Annotated in this window: 22 protein-coding genes; 13 read left to right on the forward strand and 9 right to left on the reverse strand. The window is 40.0% G+C overall.

Annotated features, from left to right (window positions below):
- Nucleotides 1-93 precede the first annotated feature (93 nt).
- Entirely contained in the window at nucleotides 94-696 is a 603-nt protein-coding gene (gene can / locus ACOB82_RS00315) for a carbonate dehydratase (RefSeq protein WP_448210910.1), read from the reverse strand.
- A 132-nt stretch (nucleotides 697-828) separates the two neighbouring features.
- Here can and ppiC point away from each other — a divergent pair, with 132 nt between their 5' ends.
- Entirely contained in the window at nucleotides 829-1,107 is a 279-nt protein-coding gene (ppiC, locus tag ACOB82_RS00320) for a peptidylprolyl isomerase PpiC (protein ID WP_448210911.1), read from the forward strand.
- A gap of 21 nt (nucleotides 1,108-1,128) precedes the next feature.
- Here the strand turns inward: ppiC and ACOB82_RS00325 are convergent, their stop codons facing one another.
- Nucleotides 1,129-1,296 carry a DUF2897 family protein gene (locus ACOB82_RS00325; RefSeq protein WP_448210912.1) on the reverse strand — a complete coding sequence of 56 codons (168 nt, stop codon included), beginning with the start codon at nucleotides 1,294-1,296 and terminating at the stop codon, nucleotides 1,129-1,131.
- 133 nt (nucleotides 1,297-1,429) lie between these two features.
- Here ACOB82_RS00325 and ACOB82_RS00330 point away from each other — a divergent pair, with 133 nt between their 5' ends.
- A complete protein-coding gene (locus ACOB82_RS00330; RefSeq protein ID WP_448210913.1) occupies nucleotides 1,430-2,596 on the forward strand; it encodes a methyl-accepting chemotaxis protein in 1,167 nt (388 codons plus the stop codon).
- A gap of 94 nt (nucleotides 2,597-2,690) precedes the next feature.
- On the opposite strand, the gene ACOB82_RS00335 is transcribed toward ACOB82_RS00330, so the two are convergent.
- Entirely contained in the window at nucleotides 2,691-3,299 is a 609-nt protein-coding gene (locus tag ACOB82_RS00335; RefSeq protein WP_448210914.1) for a PilZ domain-containing protein, read from the reverse strand.
- Nucleotides 3,300-3,601: 302 nt separating this feature from the next.
- On the opposite strand from ACOB82_RS00335, the gene ACOB82_RS00340 reads away from it, so the two are divergent.
- Genes ACOB82_RS00340 through lolE form a run of 3 tightly spaced genes read left to right on the forward strand, consistent with a single transcriptional unit; the run spans nucleotide 3,602 to nucleotide 6,847 of the window.
- Nucleotides 3,602-4,819: a lipoprotein-releasing ABC transporter permease subunit gene (locus ACOB82_RS00340; protein ID WP_448210915.1), complete on the forward strand. Its 1,218-nt coding sequence runs from the start codon at nucleotides 3,602-3,604 to the stop codon at nucleotides 4,817-4,819.
- Nucleotides 4,812-5,528, forward strand: coding sequence for a lipoprotein-releasing ABC transporter ATP-binding protein LolD (gene lolD / locus ACOB82_RS00345; protein ID WP_448210916.1), 717 nt, complete (start codon nucleotides 4,812-4,814; stop codon nucleotides 5,526-5,528). The genes ACOB82_RS00340 and lolD overlap by 8 nt, the downstream gene beginning before the upstream one ends.
- A 2-nt stretch (nucleotides 5,529-5,530) precedes the next feature.
- Complete coding sequence (gene lolE, locus ACOB82_RS00350; protein WP_448210917.1) at nucleotides 5,531-6,847, forward strand: lipoprotein-releasing ABC transporter permease subunit LolE; 1,317 nt, start codon at nucleotides 5,531-5,533, stop codon at nucleotides 6,845-6,847.
- A 78-nt stretch (nucleotides 6,848-6,925) separates the two neighbouring features.
- Here lolE and ACOB82_RS00355 read toward each other — a convergent pair whose 3' ends face one another.
- Genes ACOB82_RS00355 through pspF form a run of 6 tightly spaced genes read right to left on the reverse strand, consistent with a single transcriptional unit; the run spans nucleotide 6,926 to nucleotide 13,338 of the window.
- Nucleotides 6,926-7,711: a peptide ABC transporter ATP-binding protein gene (locus ACOB82_RS00355; protein WP_448210918.1), complete on the reverse strand. Its 786-nt coding sequence runs from the start codon at nucleotides 7,709-7,711 to the stop codon at nucleotides 6,926-6,928.
- Nucleotides 7,711-8,700: a peptide ABC transporter ATP-binding protein gene (locus tag ACOB82_RS00360; protein ID WP_448210919.1), complete on the reverse strand. Its 990-nt coding sequence runs from the start codon at nucleotides 8,698-8,700 to the stop codon at nucleotides 7,711-7,713. Before ACOB82_RS00360 ends, ACOB82_RS00355 begins: the two co-directional genes overlap by 1 nt.
- Nucleotides 8,700-9,593, reverse strand: a complete 894-nt coding sequence (locus ACOB82_RS00365) for an ABC transporter permease subunit (protein ID WP_448210920.1) — start codon at nucleotides 9,591-9,593, stop codon at nucleotides 8,700-8,702. The genes ACOB82_RS00360 and ACOB82_RS00365 overlap by 1 nt, the downstream gene beginning before the upstream one ends.
- Complete coding sequence (locus ACOB82_RS00370; protein WP_448210921.1) at nucleotides 9,580-10,611, reverse strand: ABC transporter permease; 1,032 nt, start codon at nucleotides 10,609-10,611, stop codon at nucleotides 9,580-9,582. Before ACOB82_RS00370 ends, ACOB82_RS00365 begins: the two co-directional genes overlap by 14 nt.
- A complete protein-coding gene (gene sapA, locus ACOB82_RS00375; RefSeq protein ID WP_448210922.1) occupies nucleotides 10,611-12,230 on the reverse strand; it encodes an ABC transporter substrate-binding protein SapA in 1,620 nt (539 codons plus the stop codon). Before sapA ends, ACOB82_RS00370 begins: the two co-directional genes overlap by 1 nt.
- The gene (pspF, locus tag ACOB82_RS00380; RefSeq protein WP_448210923.1) at nucleotides 12,220-13,338 is read right to left on the reverse strand and encodes a phage shock protein operon transcriptional activator; all 1,119 of its coding nucleotides are present in this window, start codon (nucleotides 13,336-13,338) and stop codon (nucleotides 12,220-12,222) included. Before pspF ends, sapA begins: the two co-directional genes overlap by 11 nt.
- Nucleotides 13,339-13,530: 192 nt before the next feature.
- Here pspF and pspA point away from each other — a divergent pair, with 192 nt between their 5' ends.
- From pspA to tyrR, 8 genes are all read left to right on the forward strand, one after another.
- On the forward strand, nucleotides 13,531-14,199 hold the full coding sequence (gene pspA / locus ACOB82_RS00385; protein WP_448210924.1) for a phage shock protein PspA: 669 nt from the start codon (nucleotides 13,531-13,533) through the stop codon (nucleotides 14,197-14,199).
- A 37-nt stretch (nucleotides 14,200-14,236) separates the two neighbouring features.
- Nucleotides 14,237-14,464, forward strand: coding sequence for an envelope stress response membrane protein PspB (gene pspB / locus ACOB82_RS00390; protein ID WP_169076673.1), 228 nt, complete (start codon nucleotides 14,237-14,239; stop codon nucleotides 14,462-14,464).
- Nucleotides 14,461-14,904, forward strand: a complete 444-nt coding sequence (gene pspC, locus ACOB82_RS00395; protein WP_448210925.1) for an envelope stress response membrane protein PspC — start codon at nucleotides 14,461-14,463, stop codon at nucleotides 14,902-14,904. The genes pspB and pspC overlap by 4 nt, the downstream gene beginning before the upstream one ends.
- Nucleotides 14,905-15,089: 185 nt before the next feature.
- Entirely contained in the window at nucleotides 15,090-16,520 is a 1,431-nt protein-coding gene (locus tag ACOB82_RS00400; protein ID WP_448210926.1) for a YcjX family protein, read from the forward strand.
- On the forward strand, nucleotides 16,517-17,548 hold the full coding sequence (locus tag ACOB82_RS00405; RefSeq protein WP_448210927.1) for a YcjF family protein: 1,032 nt from the start codon (nucleotides 16,517-16,519) through the stop codon (nucleotides 17,546-17,548). Before ACOB82_RS00400 ends, ACOB82_RS00405 begins: the two co-directional genes overlap by 4 nt.
- A 152-nt stretch (nucleotides 17,549-17,700) precedes the next feature.
- Entirely contained in the window at nucleotides 17,701-18,513 is an 813-nt protein-coding gene (gene phhA, locus ACOB82_RS00410) for a phenylalanine 4-monooxygenase (protein WP_448210928.1), read from the forward strand.
- 10 nt (nucleotides 18,514-18,523) lie between these two features.
- Nucleotides 18,524-18,868: a 4a-hydroxytetrahydrobiopterin dehydratase gene (locus ACOB82_RS00415; RefSeq protein ID WP_448210929.1), complete on the forward strand. Its 345-nt coding sequence runs from the start codon at nucleotides 18,524-18,526 to the stop codon at nucleotides 18,866-18,868.
- A gap of 74 nt (nucleotides 18,869-18,942) precedes the next feature.
- A complete protein-coding gene (gene tyrR, locus ACOB82_RS00420) occupies nucleotides 18,943-20,496 on the forward strand; it encodes a transcriptional regulator TyrR (protein WP_448210930.1) in 1,554 nt (517 codons plus the stop codon).
- Nucleotides 20,497-20,762: the final 266 nt, after the last annotated feature.

Consider the following 20,762-nt stretch of genomic DNA (forward strand, 5'->3'; position numbering starts at 1 on the left):
AGACAAGAAACCCGAGGTTAAGTAACAAAAAACCGGCTAATGCCGGTTTTTTAATGAAGATAATCTTAAACTACAAGTGTTCAAATGAAAGGCTTAAGCAAAGCCGTCTACTGAAACTTTTAGATCTTTTAAAATACCGTCAGACAGGTTGTATACAAAGCCATGAACCGTAATGTCTTGGTTATTTGACCAAGCATTTTTTAGAATTGAAGAGTTAGCAACATTGGCTACTTGCTCAATAACGTTAAGTTCACATAATAAGTTTCGACGTTCGTGAATATCGCTAACGCTATCTAATTTTTCTCGATGAAAACGATAAACGTCTTTAATGTGGCGTAGCCAGTTATCAATTAAACCTAATGGTTCGTCAACCATAGACGCAATCACACCACCACAGCCGTAATGACCACAGACAATAATGTGTTTTACTTTTAATACTTCTACTGCATATTGCATTACCGATAAACAGTTTAAGTCACTGTGAACGACCTGATTGGCAATATTACGATGAACAAAAACTTCTCCTGGCGCCATGCCTAATAATTCATTAGCTGGTACACGAGAATCAGAGCAACCAATCCACAAGTATTCAGGAGACTGCTGTTCTGATAAATTTTTGAAGAACTCAGGATCTTCTTTTTTAATACGCTCAGCCCATTGGCTATTATTTTGAAATAAATGATCGATAGAAGCCATATAAGTATTATTTTCCGGTTAAGATTTGCCGCATTCTAGCACAGCAATTTTACTAAAGTGGTTGAATAAGTATGAGAATTTACGTTGATTTGAGTAAAATGGTTTAAATAATTTTTATTAAGGTAAAATTTTATGGCAACGGCTTGTGCGCGTCATATATTAGTGAAAGATAAAATTTTGGCGGAAAAGCTAAAACAACAGCTAGATAACGGGGCTGATTTTGGCAAATTGGCAAAAAAGTATTCTATTTGTCCATCAGCTAAAAAAGGGGGCGATCTAGGTGAGTTCCGCCGTGGTCAAATGGTGAAAGCATTTGATGATGTGGTATTTAAAAAAGAAGTGCTTAAAATTCATGGCCCAGTTAAAACCCGCTTTGGCTTTCACCTGATTCAAACTATTTATCGTAATTAATATCCTCGCTAACGGCTGGGTTTAATCGTCTTTTTGTTCTTCGGCCTCTAGCTGTTTTTTACGCTCGTTGACTTTCTTTAATTGCTCATCGGTTAAATGAAATTTCTTGGCCGATTGTTTTAATAACAAGACTGCGCCTACGATAATACCGAGGATAATAATTGAAATAAAAATTTGAGTGATATTCATACAATCAGCGATTTTCTAACGTTTTAAGTAATTTCTAATAGCAAAATAACTCATTTATAGGTAATTTTACATCAGTTAATAACTATTTAACGACAGGCAAAGCCTGAAATAATAATTAAAACGGATAGTTAAGATGTTTGAAAAGCTCAATATTAAGTTACTGCTACCTACTGCAATTCTCGGTGTGGTATTTGTTGTTATTGGCCTGCTAGTTGGCGGTGAACTCTCAGGTACTGCGGTAGCAGGATTGATGTTAGTGATGGTAATCGCTCAGTTAGTTGCTGGATATTTTTATTCGCAAATTGAATTAACCTCTCGCCTAGAAAAGTTAAATCAATATTTGCAGCTAGTGATTAGCACCGAACAAGCGCCAGAAGGACCGCTGCAAGATAAACGTAAAGATGATCTAGCGTTAATCACCAATGAGTTAAGTGACTTTATTGCCGACTTAGGTAGCGTGGTTGAAGAATTGCGCGCTGAATCAGAAGTATTAAGTCAAGGTTCAAGTCAATTAGCGCTTCAAATGGGGGAGTCAGTTAATGCGGTCGATGAGTCTTCTAATCAGATAGCTCAAATGGCGCAAGCGATTCAACAAGTGGCGCAAACCTCAAGTGTATTATCAGACAGTGCTGAACAGGTAAGTGAAACAACCAGTAAAGTGATGGAAATATTGGCACAAGGCACATCGTCGTCAAATACTAGCCAAATTACCATTGAATCAGTCGCTCAAGAAGTTAATAGCATGGCGAATGACTTAGCCTTATTACAGGAAGAGTGTTCACGTATAGGCACAGTGCTTGATGTGATCCGCGGCATAGCAGAACAAACCAATTTATTAGCGTTAAACGCTGCAATAGAAGCTGCCCGAGCCGGTGAACAAGGTCGGGGCTTTGCTGTAGTTGCTGACGAAGTTAGAGCATTGGCACATCGCACTCAAGAGTCGACAGTAGAAATTCAATCAATGGTTGAAGGGTTACAAGCAAAATCGAATAATGCCGTTAGTGCTATTAGCCGTGGACAAGAGTTAACTCAAGAAAGTTTAAGTCACTCTCAGCAAGTGGTTGTTGCTTTAGATAAAGTAGGTGACGCCTTTGCCGATGTTGATAATTTAACCTCTCAAATTGCTAGCGGAACGGATGAACAGCGATTATCAACGTCATCAATCAGCGATAGTATGACGATGGTTGTTGAACTTAGCCAAGAAATTACCGCTGGCCTTTCAAGTGTTGCTGCACATGCTGAGCAGCAAAAGCAAACGGCTAGTGAAGTAGATAACACCCTTAACCGAATTTGCGTGTAAACGCTGTACAAGTCGTTAGGTTAATAAAATCTAGGTTAGTAAAAGAGAGAGTTAAATGAAAAAGGAGCTAAAAGCTCCTTTTTTGTGTTATTCGTTAAGTTTTTTCTTGTTGCTCTCGGCGTTTTTGAGCAAGCGACTGTAACTGCCTTGATTGCTGGTGCAAACTATGGCGTACCAGTGTTTCTTGATCTTGCTCTCGAATGTGCTCAAAAATAACTTTGTGATGAAAGCCTCCTGTCTCTAACGCGTCGCTTTCTACTAGCTCGCCAATACAAAATACCGCACAATTTTCCTCTAGCAAAAATATCTTCATTTCAAAACGTTGACCCAATTCAAATGTTTTGTCGCTAGTGAAAATGACGCCGCCGCCACCAAACTTAACGCCTTGATAGCGCATAGTTTCATCGTCTTGTTGGCTAAGAATATAACCTACAAGTAAGTCAATTTTATGGGCTTGATGGTTTAAAAAGTCGGTTAACTGGGCGGCGACTCCACTTAAACTTTGTATCGGTCTTAATGCTGCTTGGTCGAGTGTTTTTATTTCGCTGGCCATCTTAAACGGTAGTGGCATCGATGCTAAAAATTGCTCATGGCTAACATTTTTGCTGGCATCAATTGCAGTAAGGTTAATATTAAATTGATGTTCAATTGAAAAAAATTCTTCAAATTGCTGCAATTTGCTTTGCTGATCATCAGCGGTCATAGACTAGCCCCGTAATGTAAGTATTTGCTAAGTATTCATTATTTAACTGAAACTTTCGAGTGGTTTTATAATTTTACTGTCGCTATTACCTGCACTTAGGTAATTAAATTGTGGAAGAAATCATAATAAGTTAGTTGCTTAACCTGATGGCACATACTGATACACTTTATGCTAGTTTATCAATGTATTAATTTAGCCAACACGCTCTAGTGCCCGTGTAATGTCTTATGCTATGCTTTCGCGTAAATTTTCTCTTATTATCAATACCTCAGCACCGCTTATGTTAGATATTGGCCTGCGTAATGTTTCAGTCCGTTAATTGTTTTATTGGCTATCGATATAGTCAAAGCCGAAGCCGTACTGGCTTTGTCTCATTTATTACCTTTTTCTCGATTGTTGGTATCTTGCTTGGCGTCGCTTCGTTAATTACGGTTGTTTCGGTAATGAATGGCTTTGAAGGTGAGCTTAAAAAACGGGTGCTGGGCATAGTGCCACACATCCTTGTTGAAACAGATAAGCCGCTAGCCGATGCACAAACGTCATTACTCGCCATTCCTGAAGTGAATAATGTCACCCCATTTGAACAAACAGAAGCCTTGGTGCAATCAGTTAATGGACTTGCAGGTGTGTTAATTCAGGGGGTAACGCCGAGCTATGAGCATCAAACAATACTTAGGCAGCATTTTGTGGCTGGCGGTTTTGACCAGCTGACTGCTGGCGGTTATCGAGCGGTGATTGGTCAAGCTTTAGCGCAAAAGCTGGCCATTTCGTTAGGAGATGATATTCGGTTAGTTGTACCTAATCGTACCATCTTTACCCCAATGGGGCGTATTCCCATGCAGCGGGTATTTACCGTGGTTGGTTTATTTAATTTAGGCTCGCAAATCGATGATTCAGTGATTTACATTCACAGCCAAGATGCCAATAAATTAATGAGGAAAAACCAACAAGATAAGCACTTTATTCGTCTTTACCTTAATGATGCATTCGATGCCAAAACGTTAGTACCTACAATTGAGTCAATATTGCCCAACAGTGATGTAACCACTTGGCAGCATAGTCAAGGAGCCTTGTTTTCAGCAGTCAAAATGGAAAAAAACATGATGTGGCTGATGTTAAGCTTAATAGTGGCGGTTGCGGCTTTTAATATTGTGTCGGCGCTGGTGATGGTGGTAAACGATAAACAAGGAGAAATTAGTATTTTGCAAACCATGGGGATGACTCGGTCTGGCATTTTACAAATTTTTATTACCCAAGGCATGGTCAATGGTGCTTGGGGCGTTACATTAGGTTTGCTCGCCGGGTTAGCGCTTACCTTTGGCCTAAATCCATTACTGGCGCTGTTTAATATTAATGTTTTTGGCGTTGGCTATACCAATCAAATTTTACCGATACAGTTACAATGGCTGGATGTGTTTATTATTGTCATCGGGGCATTTTCCATGAGTTTTCTTGCCACGCTATACCCGGCCTATCGTGCAGCACAAACCTTGCCAGCAGAGGTATTAAGAAATGAGTAATGTTTTACAATGTATTGATTTGTCAAAGTCTTATCAACAAGGCAGTAATGTAACTTCTGTGCTTCAAGGTTTATCACTTGAGGTTAAAACCGGTGAGCTACTTGCGATTGTTGGCAGCTCTGGTTGTGGCAAAAGTACGTTTTTGCATTTAGCTGGTGCATTAGATAACCCAACCAGTGGTCGGGTATTAATTAAAGGTACCGATATATTTAGTTTATCTGATCAACAAAAAGCAAAGTTTCGTAATCAACATATTGGCTTTATCTATCAATTTCATCATTTAATGATGGAGTTTACTGCGCTTGAAAATGTGGCAATGCCATTATTAATTGCTGGCGAAAGTGCAAAGTTAGCTAAGCAAAAGGCGACAAAAATGTTGGAAAAAGTGGGGCTGTCACACCGCATATCGCACCGACCAGCTGCTTTATCTGGTGGCGAACGTCAGCGAGTGGCAATTGCACGAGCCCTAGTTACCGAGCCTGCACTCATACTAGCAGACGAGCCAACGGGTAACCTTGACTTTGATACGGCTGGGCAAATTTATCAATTAATTAAAACGCTAAATGCGTCACTAAATATTAGCTTTGTGGTAGTTACTCATGATTTAACATTGGCGGCAAAGATGGATCGGCAGCTGCGTTTAGATCATGGAAAATTAGCCTCAGTAATGCCTGCTGATGAGATATTAACGCAAGTGGAGCTAAATTAACTGTGTTTCAGCCTTTAAGTTTATTTGTTGGCTTACGCTATATAAGACATCGTCAAGGTCGCGGCTTTGCTAAGTTTATATCGGCAGCATCAACGCTGGGTATAGCCGTTGGCGTTATGGTGTTAATTGTCGTGCTCTCAGCAATGAACGGCTTTGAAAAGGTCCTTGCTGATAAATTGTTATCAATAGTGCCACATGCCGAGTTGATAGCGGTTAATGAGCCGATACCTAACTGGCAAAATAAACTGAGAAAATTAGAGCAACAGCCGCACGTTATTGCAGCTGCCCCTGTCACTAAATTAACCGGCATGCTGCAACATAAATCAGCATTAAAGGCGGTGGAAATTCGCGGTGTTGATCGAGACTTAGAGCTAAAGGTCAGCAATATTGCCGATTATGTTATCCAAGGCCAGTGGCTACCTGAGCTTAGCTCAAACACCACAGGAATAGAGAGCTCGGCGACCGCTAATAAGTCATTATCTAAGCAGATTGTTATCGGCGCAGGTATTGCGAATAAACTGGGGGTAAGTGTAGGTGACACTATTACTGCACTATTGCCGCAAACTGACAATAATCACCAAGTAAATAAGCAAATTAATCAGCAGTTTAAAGCACCAAAAAGGTTGAGCTTAACGGTTGGCGCCATTTTTCGTTTTGGCGGAATGATAGACGATTCACTGGCTTACATTGCCTTGCCACTAGCGGCAGAACTTAGTGGAACTCCAGCAGAAAGTGCACAGGGTATAAGAGTAAAAGTGACAGAAGTATTTAATGCTCGGCGCATTGCTAAGGAATTGGCTTATAACTTTGATCATTACGTTTATATTTATGACTGGACTTATAGCCAAGGTCACTTATTTAATGATATTCAACTGGTACGCACTGTGATGTTTATTGTGATGATGTTAGTCATCGCCGTTGCCAGTTTTAATATTGTTTCTACCTTGATTATGGTGGTCAAAGATAAGCAAGGGGATATCGCTATCTTAAAAACTATGGGCGCAAGCCATCGCCAAATTATGACCATCTTTATCATGCAGGGCACAACGAATGGCATTGTTGGCGCGTTAACTGGAGCAGCCCTAGGGTGTTACTTAGCGTTGAATTTAACCGATATTATTGTTGCGTTAGAACAGCTATTCGGTGTTCACTTCTTATCGGGCGATGTCTACTTTATTGATTATTTGCCTAGCCAACTTAAGCTAAATGATGTTTACATCATTACCAGTGTTGCATTTGTGATGAGTATTATCGCTACTATTTACCCTGCGTGGCAGGCTGCAAAAATAGAACCTGCACAAGTACTGGGTCAACAATAGTTTTGTAGAGTGCGTTTATTGAGAAAGCACTTGATAAAGCTTCTTGAGATAGTTCTCTAGAGCTCGTTTTGTTGTTAGTTAATACTTGCCGGTGATTTGTAGCTTCTGATTCATTATCAGCTTTTGGGTGTACCTGTGTGATGGTTTTTTTAGTACGCGCGAGGTTTTTCCGTACTCCACTACTTTACCATCACATAACACCATAACATCATCGCTAAAGTGACGGACAATACCTAAATTATGCGAAATTAAAATAAACGCTAAGCCCATTTGTTGCTGAAGATCTAATAGTAGGTTGATCATTTGTGAACGTAGTGAGGGATCTAGAGCCGCAAGCGCTTCATCTAAAATAACCACTTGAGGAGATAAAATAATTGCCCGCGCTAGCGAAATACGCTGTTTTTGTCCCCCAGAAAACATATGAGGGTAAAAGTTCATATGTTCTTGTAGTAAGCCCACTTTTAATAACGTATTACGGATCATTACCGTGCGCTCAAACTCGCTGAGCGCCGTATTAAGTTTTAATGGCTCATCAAGCAGTTGACCAATAGTTAAGCTTGGGTTTAACGTGGTTGAAGAGTCTTGGAAAATCATCCGCACATATTGGCAGCGTTGTTTGAAATTTCCAGCTTCGAGTAGCTGACCGTTTAACTTAATTTGGCCAGTGGTGGGAGTTTCTGCACCAACAAGGAGTTTAGCTAAGGTTGATTTGCCAGAGCCCATTTCGCCTACTATTGCTAAGGTTTGTTGCGCTTGAAGTTCAAAAGATAACGGCTCTAACGCCACAACTTTTCTGCTGGTAAACCAGCTATTCTTCACTTTATAGATTTTACTTAAATTTTCGACTTCAAGTAATGCAGACATTAGTACAGATCCTTAAGCGAATAATGACAACTTACTTGATGACCGTGATAATTTTTAACTTTAGGTGCGACCACACAGGCTTTTTGTGCACGAGGACAACGTGGTCCTAACCGGCAACCTATAGGTAAGTGCTGTAAAATTGGGATACTACCAGGTAGCGCCATCAGTCGAGATTTTGCTGGCACATTACTGTTTGCGTTCAAACTGCTGTCGAGCAGTGCCTGAGTGTAAGGGTGGTACGGTTGATTAAATATTTGCTCTGTAGTGCCTGCTTCAACAAACTGACCGCTGTACATTACAGTGATCGTGTTGGTCCAGTGGGTGATACTTTCTAAATCATGGCTGATAAGCAGTATCGACATATTTTTTAACTGGTTAAGGCTGGCTAGCAAGCGAAATATTTGCCCTTGATTGGTCACTTCCATTGAAGCTGTTGGCTCATCAGCAATGAGTAGTTTAGGTTTTCTGGCTAATGCCATGGCGATCATGACGCGTTGACATAGCGCTTCAGTTAATTGATGTGGGTAGCTTTTCTGACACATAGTGTGTTTTTTTATGCCGACTTTATGTAATAACCGAATCGCCTCTTCTCGGCACTGAGCTTTTCGTTGCCAGAAATAGCCAGTAAACTCAGATGTATCAATCGCCTCTGCAAGTTGCTCACCTATAGTCGTTGTCGGATCTAAGCATGACATTGGCTCTTGAAATATCATTGCCACATCTTTGGTAATGATTGCTTTGCGTTCTTCTAGCGGCAAATGTAACAGCTCTTTGCCACGCCAGTGGAAACGATCTGCAGTTACGTGCCACTTGTCATCTAATACGCCTACAATTGCTTGCGCTAACAAAGATTTGCCGGAACCAGATTCACCAACCAAGCCACGCACTTCACCTTCTTTCATTGCTAAACTGACACGCTCGACAGCTAAGGTTTTTTGCTTTTCGCCAGTAAGCTCTATAGAGAGGTTTCTAATATCGAATAAGTTCATTAGTGCACTTTTCTTTGTTTAATGGCATGGCGCAATCCTTCACCAACTAAATTGGTGGCGACAACGGCAAACAAAATGGTTAGGCCTGGTAAATATACCGTCCATGGGGCTAAGTAAAACAAATCAAAACCACTGGCTAACATCGCCCCCCATTCAGGCAATGGAATTGGTGCGCCTAAGCCTAAAAAGCCTAAGGCGGCGATATCTAAAATAGCTGCAGATTGTGCAAACGTGGCTTGACTGACAATTTTTTCAATAACATTTGGCAGTACAGAATAATGTAAAATACGCAATGGGCTGGCACCATCAAGTTTCGATGCTAGCACATAGTCTTTGGCAAACTCTTCTTTAACTGCGTTTCGAGTAATATGAACAAACTGTGGAATTAGTACCATGACAATTGCCCATAAAGTATTGCTTAAACCTGCGCCAAGAATCGCAACTATGATAATGGCAAGTAACAATGAAGGAATTGACAATACGACATCTAAAAAGTGATTTAAAAAGCTAGATTTGATGCCAGTTGTTAATGCGGCAAGCGAGCCAATAAATACCCCGATAACCGTTGCGATAATAACCACAATAAAACTTAAACCAAAGGTTAGGGAAGTGCCATGCATTAAGCGCGATAGCATATCGCGTCCTAAATCATCAGTACCTAATAAATAAGATATATTGCCATTATCATCCCAGGCTGGCGGCAACATCGCCATTGCGACATTACTTTCTACCGATGAGTGAGGCGCTAGAAGCGGCGAAAATATGGCTAATACAATTAAAAATACAAATGCCCATAAACCAATCATAATGGTTGGAGTTCGTCGAAAAATCAGCCATAACTGAACAAGTGGCGATGGAAATTCTTCTTCTTGATAAATTTTATCGCGAGCCATATTTTGCTCCTCGCGCTAACGGATTTAACGCGGCATAACTGTAATCGGTGATGGTATGAACAATAAAGATAAAAGCCGACAGCACAAGTAAGCCACTTTGTATTGCGGTGTAATCGCGCTGATAAATACTTTCAATTAGCCAACGGCCAATACCGGGCCAGTTAAAAATAACTTCGGTGATCATGGCTAAAGTCACTAGGTTTGCAAACTGTAAACCAATATGTTGGATGACTTTAATCAGGGCATTACGAATAGCATGGCGGAAAATTATTTGAGTAAAGCTTAAGCCTTTGGCTTTCGTCGCGCGGATATAGCTGGTTTCAAGTACTGCTAACATTGCTGAGCGAGCAAGTCGAATAAACACTGTTGAAGGTGCCACTGCAATGACTAGTGCCGGCAATATCATATGAGCAAAAGAGTTTTGCAGTGCTTGCCATTTATATTCGTTGTCACTGAGTAATATATCGATAAACAAAAAGCCGGTGCGATGTTCAATTTCATAAAGTAAACTGATTTGGCCGCCAGATGGTAACCAGCCCAGCTGAATCGAAAAGGTTAAAATGAACAGCAAACCAAGCCAAAATACAGGAATTGAGTAGCCGAGCATTGAGATAGCCAAAATGACATTATCTACCGGCTTATTGTGATTGATTGCAGCAATGAACCCCAGCGGAATACCAATAATCGTTGCTAATATAAAGGCACATAAACTGAGCTCTATGGTGGCGGGTAACAGGCGAAATATTTCTTGGCCAATATTACTTTGGTCGGTCATTGAAAAACCAAAATCACCAGAAAAAATATGGCCAAGGTAAGCAAAATATTGCATAAAAATATTGGCGTCTTGGCGATAACTTTGTGCTAAAGCTGCCAGCTCACTTTCATTTGCATTAATTTGTCCGGTTAAATTAATCAGTTGTTCACCGGGAAATAAAAACGACAAGCTAAAGCTTAGCGCGGTCAGTAGCACCATAGTAAAAATAAAGAGGTTGAGTTTTCTTAAGGTGAAAATCAGCATTAGTCGGTACTCACCTCTTTACTTATTTCAGCAAAGTTAACGCCACCAAATGAATTCAGTAACTTTCCTTTTACTTGTTTATTTCGAGCTTGAAAGCGTTTCGAGTGAGCAATAGGTAAAATAGGCAGTTGCTGATGAATGATCATTTGCGCCTGACGATATAAATTTTTACGTTGATTGATATTAGTGGTTTGTAGCGCAAGTTTGAGCAAGCTATCAAACTCCTGATCGCACCACAGTGCCCGGTTGCTGCCAGTTTCAGCGGAACTGCAACTTAATAACGGGGTAAGGAAGTTATCAGGATCTGGGTGATCGGCGTTCCACCCCAATAGTACACTTTGATGCTCACCGGCACTGACCCTACGTAAAAACGTTGACCATTCGTAAGTGACAATATCGACCTTTACGCCAATAGCACTGAGATCGGCCTGAATAAGTTTTGCCATGGTCAATGCATTTGGGTTGTAAGCCCGTTGAACGGGCATTGCCCAAATATCAAATGACAAATTATTTTTATAGCCTGCCTGCTCCAAAAGTGCTCTGGCTTTTTTAGGGGAGTATTCTTGTTTAGGGAGGGTTGCATCATAAGCCCAAGACGTTTTAGGCAGTATTGAGTTAGCGATTTCAGCGCGACCACCATAAATAGCATTAATGATGGCTGGCTTATTAATAGCATAGCTAATAGCTTGTCTTACCAGTGCATTATCAAATGGCGGTTTTTGGGTATTAAAACCAAGGTAGCCAATATTAAAAGAGGTCACTTCTTCGATAATTAATTCAGGGTTTTCCTGAATTTTTTGCGCGGCAATCGGGTAGGCAATAACATCACATTCACCGGTGAGTAATTTGGTTAAACGGCCAGTATCGCTTGCAGTAATATCAAACACCAATTGCTTAAGTGCTACTTGATTGTGCCAGTAACTGTCGTGACGTAAATAGCGCAATAGGGTACCAGGTTGGTAGGTTTTTAGTTTATAAGGGCCTGTACCGATAGGTTTAGTATCTATATCATCTTTTTTATTAAGCGAAATTAATTGATCGGCATATTCTTTTGACAATATGACCGCGTAGTCGGTAGCAAGGTTAGCTAAAAATGAACTATTTGCTTCATAGAGTTTAAAGCGTACGGTGTAGTCATTTATTTTTTCTATATCTTCAACATTATCGCTAAAGCCAACATTTTGGAAAAACGGATATTTCCCGCCTGAAACTGCGTGAAATGGATGATCAGGATCGAGTATTCGTTGGAAGCTAAAGACGACATCATCAGCATTAAAATTACGAGATGGCGTAAAATAATCGGTGCGGTGGAAAGTCACATCTTTACGTAGATAAAAAGTGATCATTTTGCCGTCACGGGTTACATGCCATGATTTAGCTAGCGCTGGCGCAATACTATTGTCATTATTAAATCGAATTAACCGACTATAAAGTTGATTGGCAATGGCATCAATTGTTGTACCCGAGGTATCCGTTTGCGGGTTAAACGTTAACGGTTGCCCTTCTGCACAGTAAATCAGACTATTTTTCGCGATCGTGTGATTATCTATTTCACAGCCACCTAGCAAGGAAACAAAAAACACGGATAAAGCTACTGTGAAAAAACAGTTAACCTTCATCAACATTACTTCCATCAAGTAAATTATACTTTTTCAAATAACCCCTTAATTGATGGTAGGTTAATTCCAGTGCTTCTGCCGTTTTCTTTTGATTAAATTGGCAAGAGGCTAAAGCTGATTTTATTAACTTAATTTCAAAGTCTTGTGACAAATTCTTCAGTGATGCAGGAAAGCTTTGAGGAATGTCTTGGCTTGACGGCATCGCTTGTGTTGAATGCAAAGCGTGCGCTGATACTTGAGTTTCTGTGTCAGAGTTTGTTGCAACTGGGGCTGGTGAAATTGGCTCCGCCACTCTATCTCTCGTTTTAACGCGCTCAGTTGGTCGATAAGGCGACTCAAATGGGTCAATGACAAGTTCATGCACTGGCAGATGTGGATTGTTGCAACGATAAACACTACGTTCTACGACATTTTTAAGTTCGCGAATATTACCCGGCCAATGGTATTCCAGTAACGAACGCTTGGCTTTTTCAGTAAAGCCGCTAAATAATTCAAACTCTAATTCGCGCGCCATATTAATGGCAAAGTGCTCAGCAAGAATAAGAATATCTTCAACACGCTCTCGAAGCGGTGGCAACGTTATTACATCAAATGCTAAACGGTCGAGTAAGTCAGCTCGAAATTCGCCGCGTTCGGCAAGGCTTGGTAAATCTTCATTAGTCGCGGCAATGAGTCGGACATCGGTTTTAATGCTACGAGAGCCACCAACACGCTCAAACTCGCCATACTCAACGACACGTAAGAGTTTTTCTTGAATAAGCCCTGAGGTGTTTGCAATTTCGTCTAAAAATAATGTGCCTTTATCAGCACGCTCAAAACGACCTTCATGGCGTTTGTTAGCGCCAGTAAAAGCGCCACTTTCATAACCGAACAATTCACTTTCTAACAAGTTCTCATTTAAGGCTGCACAATTGAGCTTAAGGTAGTTTTGTTCCCAACGCTTAGATAGGTAATGTAAACGAGCCGCGACGAGTTCTTTACCTGTTCCTCGTTCTCCAATGATAAGGACAGGTTTGCTCAATGGGGCAATTTGGGAGATTTGTTCTAAAACTTCAAGAAAACTATTGGACTGGCCGATCAAATTGTCCTGTTGACTAAAGCGTGCCATGTAGATCCTAATTATTAGTTTATTTCACTAACAAATAGTGTATTTTATTAACGATGGAGTTTGAAGTATTTTTATAAAAATAAATAAATATATATTTTACAAGTGGTTAAGGTGTTTCTGTCAACTTGGCTTAGATAATGAATAACCTATCTGTAACACGAATTGCACGTAAACTATATTGAGGAAGTTGTTATGGGTGTTTTTTCTAGATTTACCGACATCATTAATTCAAATATTAATGCATTATTAGATAAGGCAGAAGATCCGGCTAAAATGGTTCGCCTTATTATTCAAGAAATGGAAGATACGCTAGTTGAAGTGCGCTCTAGCTCGGCAAAAACACTGGCAGATAAAAAAGAGTTATCTCGTCAAATAGCACGTTACGAAAAAGATGCAGAGCAATGGCAAGACAAAGCAGAACTTGCATTAAACAAAGGCCGTGAAGATTTAGCTCGCGCAGCATTGGTTGAAAAGAAAAAATGTGCTGATAGCGCTGAATCAATGGCAGATGAGCTAACTCATGTTGACGATCATATTGCTAAGTTGCAAAGTGAAATCACGCAGCTGCAAGAAAAACTAGCAGATGCCAAGGCACGTCAAAAAGCGATTGTGATGCGTGAAAAAACCGCAAGTTCACGTTTAAAAGTGAAGCGTAATATTGACAGTGAACGCGTTGATGATGCGTTAAGTCGTTTTGACCGCTATGAGCGTAAAATTGATGATTTAGAAGCGCAAGTTGAAGCGCATGACTTAGGCAGTAAATCGCTTGCCGATGAAATTGCTGAATTAGAAAACGATGACAACATCGATGATGAATTAGCGCAATTGAAAGCTAAACTTAATAAAAAAGATAAAAAGTAATTAGCCAAGCTATCAGCAAGATTGAAGGAGAAGTATTGTGGAAGAAATTATTGTAGCCCCGATCATTATATTTATGCTGGTTGTTGCGCCGATTTGGTTAATTTTGCACTACCGCAGTAAGCGACAAATCAGCCAAGGGTTAAGTGAAGAAGAGTATGTTCAATTGTCTGAGCTTTCAGAATTGGCAGACAAAATGGCTGACAGAATTAAAACCCTAGAAGCGATTTTGGATGCTGAGTCACCAGATTGGAGAAACAAAGTATGAGTAGCAAATGTCGTGGGGAGTTATATCGCATCCCCAGCCAAGGCAAAATTGCCGGGGTATGCGCCGGTTTAGCAAACTACTTTGGCTGGGAAACTTGGTTAATTCGAATTTTAATGGTTTCAGGTGTGTTGTTTGGCATGCCATGGTTAGTGTTCTTATATATCGCTGCTTGGTTTATTTTAGATAAAAAAACAGCAGCAACTGTGCATGCAGAGCATCATGGTGAAGAGTTTAGTGCTAACGTAGCTGGCGATAAATCAGATACCTCATCAGAGTCAATTAAAGTGAAAGCACGAATTTGGCAAGCGGGTGAACCACCTAAACAAGCGTTTCATGATATTCGTCGCAAATATATGTCAATGGAAGCGCAGCTAAGAATGATGGAACGCTATGTTACATCGCCTGAATTTACCGTATCACGGGAAATCAATAAACTTTAAAGCAGCATTTCGCTGCTTTAAATTTAACTACCTTCTATACCAACCGAATGAATTACTTGATCATTGTTCCCACTATTCTGATATAGCGCTGAATAGGTTAAATATTTAATTCAATTGGTATTATTCATCGAAAAAAACCGATACCATCAGTAAAAATACTTTTAGACTCAACGCCGTAAAATGCTATGTCGTTCATCAAAAACGAAACCTTCGAAACGATAAAAAATAAAGCAAACGATTTATTAAATCGCACGTTAGATCAACATGTAAACTTAGCGGTAACGGGGTTAAGTCGTAGTGGTAAAACTGCCTTTATTACTTCCTTGGTTAATCAGCTAGTTAATTTAAATGATGACTCACAACTTGCGTTTTTTAATCCAGTTCACCAAGGGCGCTTTATTGCGGCTAAGCGTGTCGCACAAAAAAATATGCATGTTGCTCGCTTTGATTACGAGCAAGCATTAGCAGCATTAAGCGAATCACCACCAAATTGGCCTGAGCCAACTAAAGGTATTAGTGAATTACGCTTAGCGATCAAATATAAGCCGAAAGATTCATTGTTAAAATATGCCACTGAAATGGCAACGTTAACTTTAGATATCACCGATTATCCAGGTGAGTGGTTATTAGATTTACCTATGCTGAGTCTGACTTTTGAAGAATGGTCAGAAAAAATGGTCGCTTTGCTTAATACGACGCCTCGCCATGAATATGCTGCCAATTGGCTAAAAAAAGTAAACGCTATTGACCCTTTAAAACCTGCTGACGAAGAAGAAATTGCCGATATTGCCAAAGAGTATACCGGCTTATTACATTTGTTCCGCGAAAAGTTGGGCTTATCCGTTATCCAGCCTGGGCGATTTGTTTTACCGGGGGAGTTAAAAGGTGCGCCAATACTTGAGTTCTTTCCATTTAGCGCAATTGAACAGCTTGATGGTAATGCCTATCAAAATGCCGATGATACTAGCTTTATCGGTACTCTCCGCGCACGATTTCTAGAATACCGTGAACGGGTAGTAAAGCAGTTTTATAAAAAGCATTTTTTAAAGTTTGATCGTCAAATTGTCTTGGCTGATTGCTTAACACCACTCAATAACGGTGTTGATAGTTTTAATGATCTGCAAATGGCAATTAATATGATCATGGAAAGCTACCAATATGGAAAGTCGAATATTCTCACGCGGTTATTTTCACCTAATATTGATCGTTTGCTATTTGCCGCTACTAAAGCGGATCATGTCACACCAGAGCAGCACCCTAATTTGGTAGCCTTGCTAAACCAATTGATACACAGTACTAAACAGCAATTAACCTTTGATGCTGTATCAATGAAAACCATGGCAATAGCCTCAGTAAAAACCACTGAAAGCGGTACTAGTCACCATCAAGGTACGGCGATGCCAGTAATTAGAGGGCGAGCGGCTGATACCAACCAAATGACGACATTATTCCCTGGCAGCGTACCCAATAAATTACCTGACAGTGAATTTTGGCAGCAGCATAAGTTTAATTTCATTAATTTCGCACCAAACCATGCTATTGCCAAGCATGAAACGCTACCTCACTTGCGTATTGATCAAGTATTACAATTTTTGTTAGGAGATAAAATGTCATGAGTGACAATTCAAAATATCAGCAACAAATATTATTTGAAGAGCAAGAAATTAATGTTCAGCAACCAAGTGATTTAGCGTTAACTCAGCAAGTAATCGTTGACAATGATGACTGGCAAAGTGCGGATGCAAGTATCGCCGTTGAAGATGAATTAATGGCAACAGAAACTAGTCACTCTCGCAGCTGGCTTAGCCCATTATTACTCTTAGTTTTAGTAACCGTTGTTGGTATTGAACTATATGACTTTTTTATCAATGGCTTTATTGAGTCACCCATTCTAACGTCACTTTATGGCGTACTAGTGGTTGGTGTAGGAATATTTTCAGCAAGTAGTTTAATAAAAGAATTCAGCGGCCTGCGCCAATTGAAAAAGCGTGAGCAACTGCGGGTGCAATTAGCCGCGATAGCGGAAGAAAATAGTCATGGCAAAGCCGAAACATTATTAACACAAGTTAGCAAAAGTCTATCGAATGACCTCACGAGTGAGCAAGAACTGCGCTGGCAAAATGTTTTAAGCCAGGAATATTCAGATCAAGAATTATTATCCTTATATTCGCGTGAGGTGTTAACTGAAACCGATCAAAAAGCGATGGCAGAAGTGGCGCGCTATGCATCAGAGTCTGTTGTACTAGTGGCACTTAGCCCTATAGCCTTGTTAGATATGTTTATTATGGTGTGGCGCAACTTAACCTTGGTTGACAAAGTTGCGGGCCTATACGGTTTAAAACTCGGTTATTGGAGTCGAATTAAACTAGTGAAACAGGTATTTATTAATATGATTTATGCCGGAGCCAGTGAAGTAATCGTCGATGTGAGCGCCGATATGTTAGGCGCTGACTTACTAGGAAAGTTATCTGGGCGGCTTGCACAAGGCTTAGGGGCTGGCATGTTAACGGCACGTTTAGGTTTAAAAACGATTTACCTGTGTCGACCAATTCCTTTTGATGACAATGCACCAAAACTGTCTCAAGTTCGCAAAGAAGTGGTCGGGCAAATTAGGCACTTGTTCAAGTCAAATCAAAAGGCTTGATAGGTTGACAAATCGCGTAACTTTTTATGTACAAATTTTCAAAACACTGAATATTTGCTCTATTTTTTAGATCTTCCCAAAATTGATTTTTTTCACTTACTATGAGGTTAGCTAATGTGGATTTCCACACAGTAAGGTTGAAGGTAACTAAAATGGGGAAGGCAACGAAGTATGTCTCCAAAAGCTCTGATGAAAATGGTTTTATTCATTGGACGGAAGAAGAAAATGAAATTTGGCAGGCGTTAATTACCCGCCAATTAAAATGTATTGAAGGTAAAGCCTGCGATGAGTTTATGTCGGGTTTAGCCAAAATAAACTTACCGCTAGATCGCGTACCGCAATTAGAAGAAGTAAGTAAAGTATTACGCGCAGAAACTGGTTGGGAGTGTGCAGAAGTTCCAGCATTAATCGGCTTTGGTGAGTTTTTCCGTTTACTTTCTGAGAAGAAGTTTCCGGTAGCCACCTTTATTCGTAGCAAAGACGAGTTTGACTACTTGCAAGAGCCGGATATTTTTCACGAAATCTTCGGTCATTGCGCCATGTTAACCAACCCTGCGTTTGCTAAGTTTACTGAAGCTTACGGTAAGTTAGGTTTGGCGGCATCAAAAGAAGATCGAGTGTTTTTAGCAAGACTCTATTGGTTTACTGTTGAGTTTGGCTTGATGTCGACACCTGACGGGTTACGTATCTACGGCGGTGGTATTTTATCGTCACCAGGTGAAACTGACTATGCCATGCAAGAAGCGATTGCCGAACGTCGTTATTTAACCAATGAAGAACAAGTGGTTGATGTACTTAGAACGCCGTACCGCATTGATATTATGCAGCCGCTTTATTTTATGATTGAAAAAATGTCAGATCTTGATGCGATTCGCGCATTAGATTTGATGTCATTAGTAGAGCAAGCGAAAGCACTTGGCTTACATGCTCCTAAATTCCCACCAAAAGAAAAAATTGCAAGTTAAGGATTAAAAAATGAGTGCTGAATTATCTACTCAAAAATGTGAAGCGTGTCATGTTGATGCACCAAAGGTAAGCGAAGAAGAATTAGCGGTTTTAATTAGAGAAATACCTGACTGGGTACCAGAAGTACGCGATGGCATTATGATGTTAGAGCGCGTATATAAATTTAAAAATTACAAACTAGCGTGGGAATTTGCCAATAAAGTGTCAGAGCTTGCTGAAGCAGAGTTCCATCATCCAGCTATTTTGCTGGAATGGGGTAAAGTAACAGTTACTTGGTGGAGTCATTCTATTAAAGGACTTCACAAAAATGACTTTATTTGTGCAGCTAAAACAGACTTATTATTAGCTGACTAAATCTGTACATTAAATACTTTATTATCGTATAAAATAGTTTACAATAGCCTCCATTCATTGATGGGGGCTTTTTAATGCGTTTGGAAATTGTTTGCGAAGACCGAGTTGGTATCGCGCAAGAAGTATTAGGCGTTTTCGTAGAATATAAAATTAATATCAAAGGTATTGATGCCGTTACTGAAACAGGTCATATCTTTGTTCATATCCCAGATCTAGAATTTTCCGATTTACAATCTTTTATGCCGCAATTACGACTAATTGAAGGGGTAAAAGATGTTAAAACTACCCCCTATATGCCGTCAGAGCGTGAACGCAATGAATTAGCCACTTTAATTAAAACTTTTCCTGATCCATTTATTTCAATTGATACCAAAGGCAATATCCGAGGTGTTAACGAAGTTGCGATTGAGTTAATTGGTGATGAGTTAATTGATGTCATCGGTAGCCACGTAAGCCATTGGGTAAAGGGTTTCAATATTGGTCGCTGGTTAGAGTCTAAAGAAGTATTAGCACAAACTCGTCGCGTTAAATTTAAAGATGAAGACTTTGTTGCAGATATATTACCGATTGAAGTTGTTGGTGAGTCGGGGCGAACAATTATTGCCGGCGCGGTATTTATTCTTAAATCTGAAGCAAGGCTTGGCCAGCAAATTAGTGCGTTTAAGCAAGTGGATGAAAATTGTTTTGCCAGTATTCAAACCTCAAGTAGTGCTATGCGTAAAGTTGTGCGCGAAGCTAAACGTATGGCATTACTCGATTCATCAATGCTAGTTGCTGGTGAAACAGGTGTTGGCAAAGAATTAATTGCCAGAGCTTGTCACGATGCCAGTGATCGCTCAGAGCGGCCATTTATGACGCTAAATTGTGCGTCGTTGCCTGATGATGTTGCTGAATCTGAGCTTTTTGGCTCCGGAGCGAGTAAAGATAAAGAGGTCAAACGAGGATTATTCGAACTGGCCAATGGTGGCACGATTTTCCTTGATGAAGTTGGTGAAATGTCACCTAAATTGCAAATAAAACTACTGAGAGTCATTCAAGATGGTAGTTTTAGACGAGTTGATGACGAGCAAGAAATTAAAGTCAATGTGCGTTTTATTAGCTCGACCAATAAAGATTTATTAAATTTAGTTGCACAGGGCGTGTTTAGAGAAGACCTTTATTACCGACTTAATGTACTTGGTTTGAATATTCCAGCATTACGCGAGCGACGTGCTGATATTTTGCCATTAACAGAACAGTTTGTTACCAAAGCAGGGCAAACCGTTGGCAAATATAATTTAACGTTAACGGACGATTGTCGCGACTTTATTGAGCATTATCCTTGGCCTGGAAACGTTAGGCAGTTAGAAAATGTCATCATTCGAGCGGTCTCTTTACTTGAAGGGCGCGTTATTGAAACTGAGCACCTTCAACTGCCTTCTTACACAAGAGAGCATGGATATTTAGAACAAGAATTTGAAGGAACACTTGATAGTGCGGTTAAAGAGTTTGAAGCTGACCTACTTAGAAAGCTTTACCCTGCATACCCAAGTACTCGCCAGTTAGCTAAAAAATTAGGTTTAAGTCATACGGCCATTGCTAATAAATTGCGAGAATATGACATTAATAAAAAGACGGTTAAAATTTAATTACAAATTTGTTGAAAAAAGAGCAGCTTAGCTGCTCTTTTTTTTGTCTGCTTTGTTAGACTTATACCAATTGACTTAAATATTTTATCATTCAGCGAGAATTAAACGGCTTATAGGCAAGGCTTTGATTGCTGTTAATGATAATTCCCTTATCAAAATCAGTAACGCAGCATATAAGTCGTTTAAACTCGCCCTTTGGGAGCTCGTCAAAAAACTGATAGCTATACAATTCCCTTGGTGACAATTGAATGGATGCAGGAAGTAGG

The sequence above is a fragment of the Colwellia sp. MEBiC06753 genome (assembly GCF_053470325.1).

Coding starts and splice junctions, on each gene's coding strand:
- ACOB82_RS00370 (WP_448210921.1), bottom strand. CDS start 10,611: ATGCTGATTTTCACCTTAAGAAAACTCAACCTCTTTATTTTTACTATG.
- ACOB82_RS00330 (WP_448210913.1), top strand. CDS start 1,430: ATGTTTGAAAAGCTCAATATTAAGTTACTGCTACCTACTGCAATTCTC.
- phhA (WP_448210928.1), top strand. CDS start 17,701: ATGGGGAAGGCAACGAAGTATGTCTCCAAAAGCTCTGATGAAAATGGT.
- ACOB82_RS00365 (WP_448210920.1), bottom strand. CDS start 9,593: ATGGCTCGCGATAAAATTTATCAAGAAGAAGAATTTCCATCGCCACTT.
- ACOB82_RS00400 (WP_448210926.1), top strand. CDS start 15,090: ATGTCGTTCATCAAAAACGAAACCTTCGAAACGATAAAAAATAAAGCA.
- ACOB82_RS00325 (WP_448210912.1), bottom strand. CDS start 1,296: ATGAATATCACTCAAATTTTTATTTCAATTATTATCCTCGGTATTATC.
- ACOB82_RS00355 (WP_448210918.1), bottom strand. CDS start 7,711: ATGTCTGCATTACTTGAAGTCGAAAATTTAAGTAAAATCTATAAAGTG.
- pspF (WP_448210923.1), bottom strand. CDS start 13,338: ATGGCACGCTTTAGTCAACAGGACAATTTGATCGGCCAGTCCAATAGT.
- pspA (WP_448210924.1), top strand. CDS start 13,531: ATGGGTGTTTTTTCTAGATTTACCGACATCATTAATTCAAATATTAAT.
- ACOB82_RS00405 (WP_448210927.1), top strand. CDS start 16,517: ATGAGTGACAATTCAAAATATCAGCAACAAATATTATTTGAAGAGCAA.
- ACOB82_RS00360 (WP_448210919.1), bottom strand. CDS start 8,700: ATGAACTTATTCGATATTAGAAACCTCTCTATAGAGCTTACTGGCGAA.
- ACOB82_RS00415 (WP_448210929.1), top strand. CDS start 18,524: ATGAGTGCTGAATTATCTACTCAAAAATGTGAAGCGTGTCATGTTGAT.
- ACOB82_RS00340 (WP_448210915.1), top strand. CDS start 3,602: ATGTTTCAGTCCGTTAATTGTTTTATTGGCTATCGATATAGTCAAAGC.
- lolD (WP_448210916.1), top strand. CDS start 4,812: ATGAGTAATGTTTTACAATGTATTGATTTGTCAAAGTCTTATCAACAA.
- sapA (WP_448210922.1), bottom strand. CDS start 12,230: ATGAAGGTTAACTGTTTTTTCACAGTAGCTTTATCCGTGTTTTTTGTT.
- tyrR (WP_448210930.1), top strand. CDS start 18,943: ATGCGTTTGGAAATTGTTTGCGAAGACCGAGTTGGTATCGCGCAAGAA.
- pspC (WP_448210925.1), top strand. CDS start 14,461: ATGAGTAGCAAATGTCGTGGGGAGTTATATCGCATCCCCAGCCAAGGC.
- ppiC (WP_448210911.1), top strand. CDS start 829: ATGGCAACGGCTTGTGCGCGTCATATATTAGTGAAAGATAAAATTTTG.
- ACOB82_RS00335 (WP_448210914.1), bottom strand. CDS start 3,299: ATGACCGCTGATGATCAGCAAAGCAAATTGCAGCAATTTGAAGAATTT.
- can (WP_448210910.1), bottom strand. CDS start 696: ATGGCTTCTATCGATCATTTATTTCAAAATAATAGCCAATGGGCTGAG.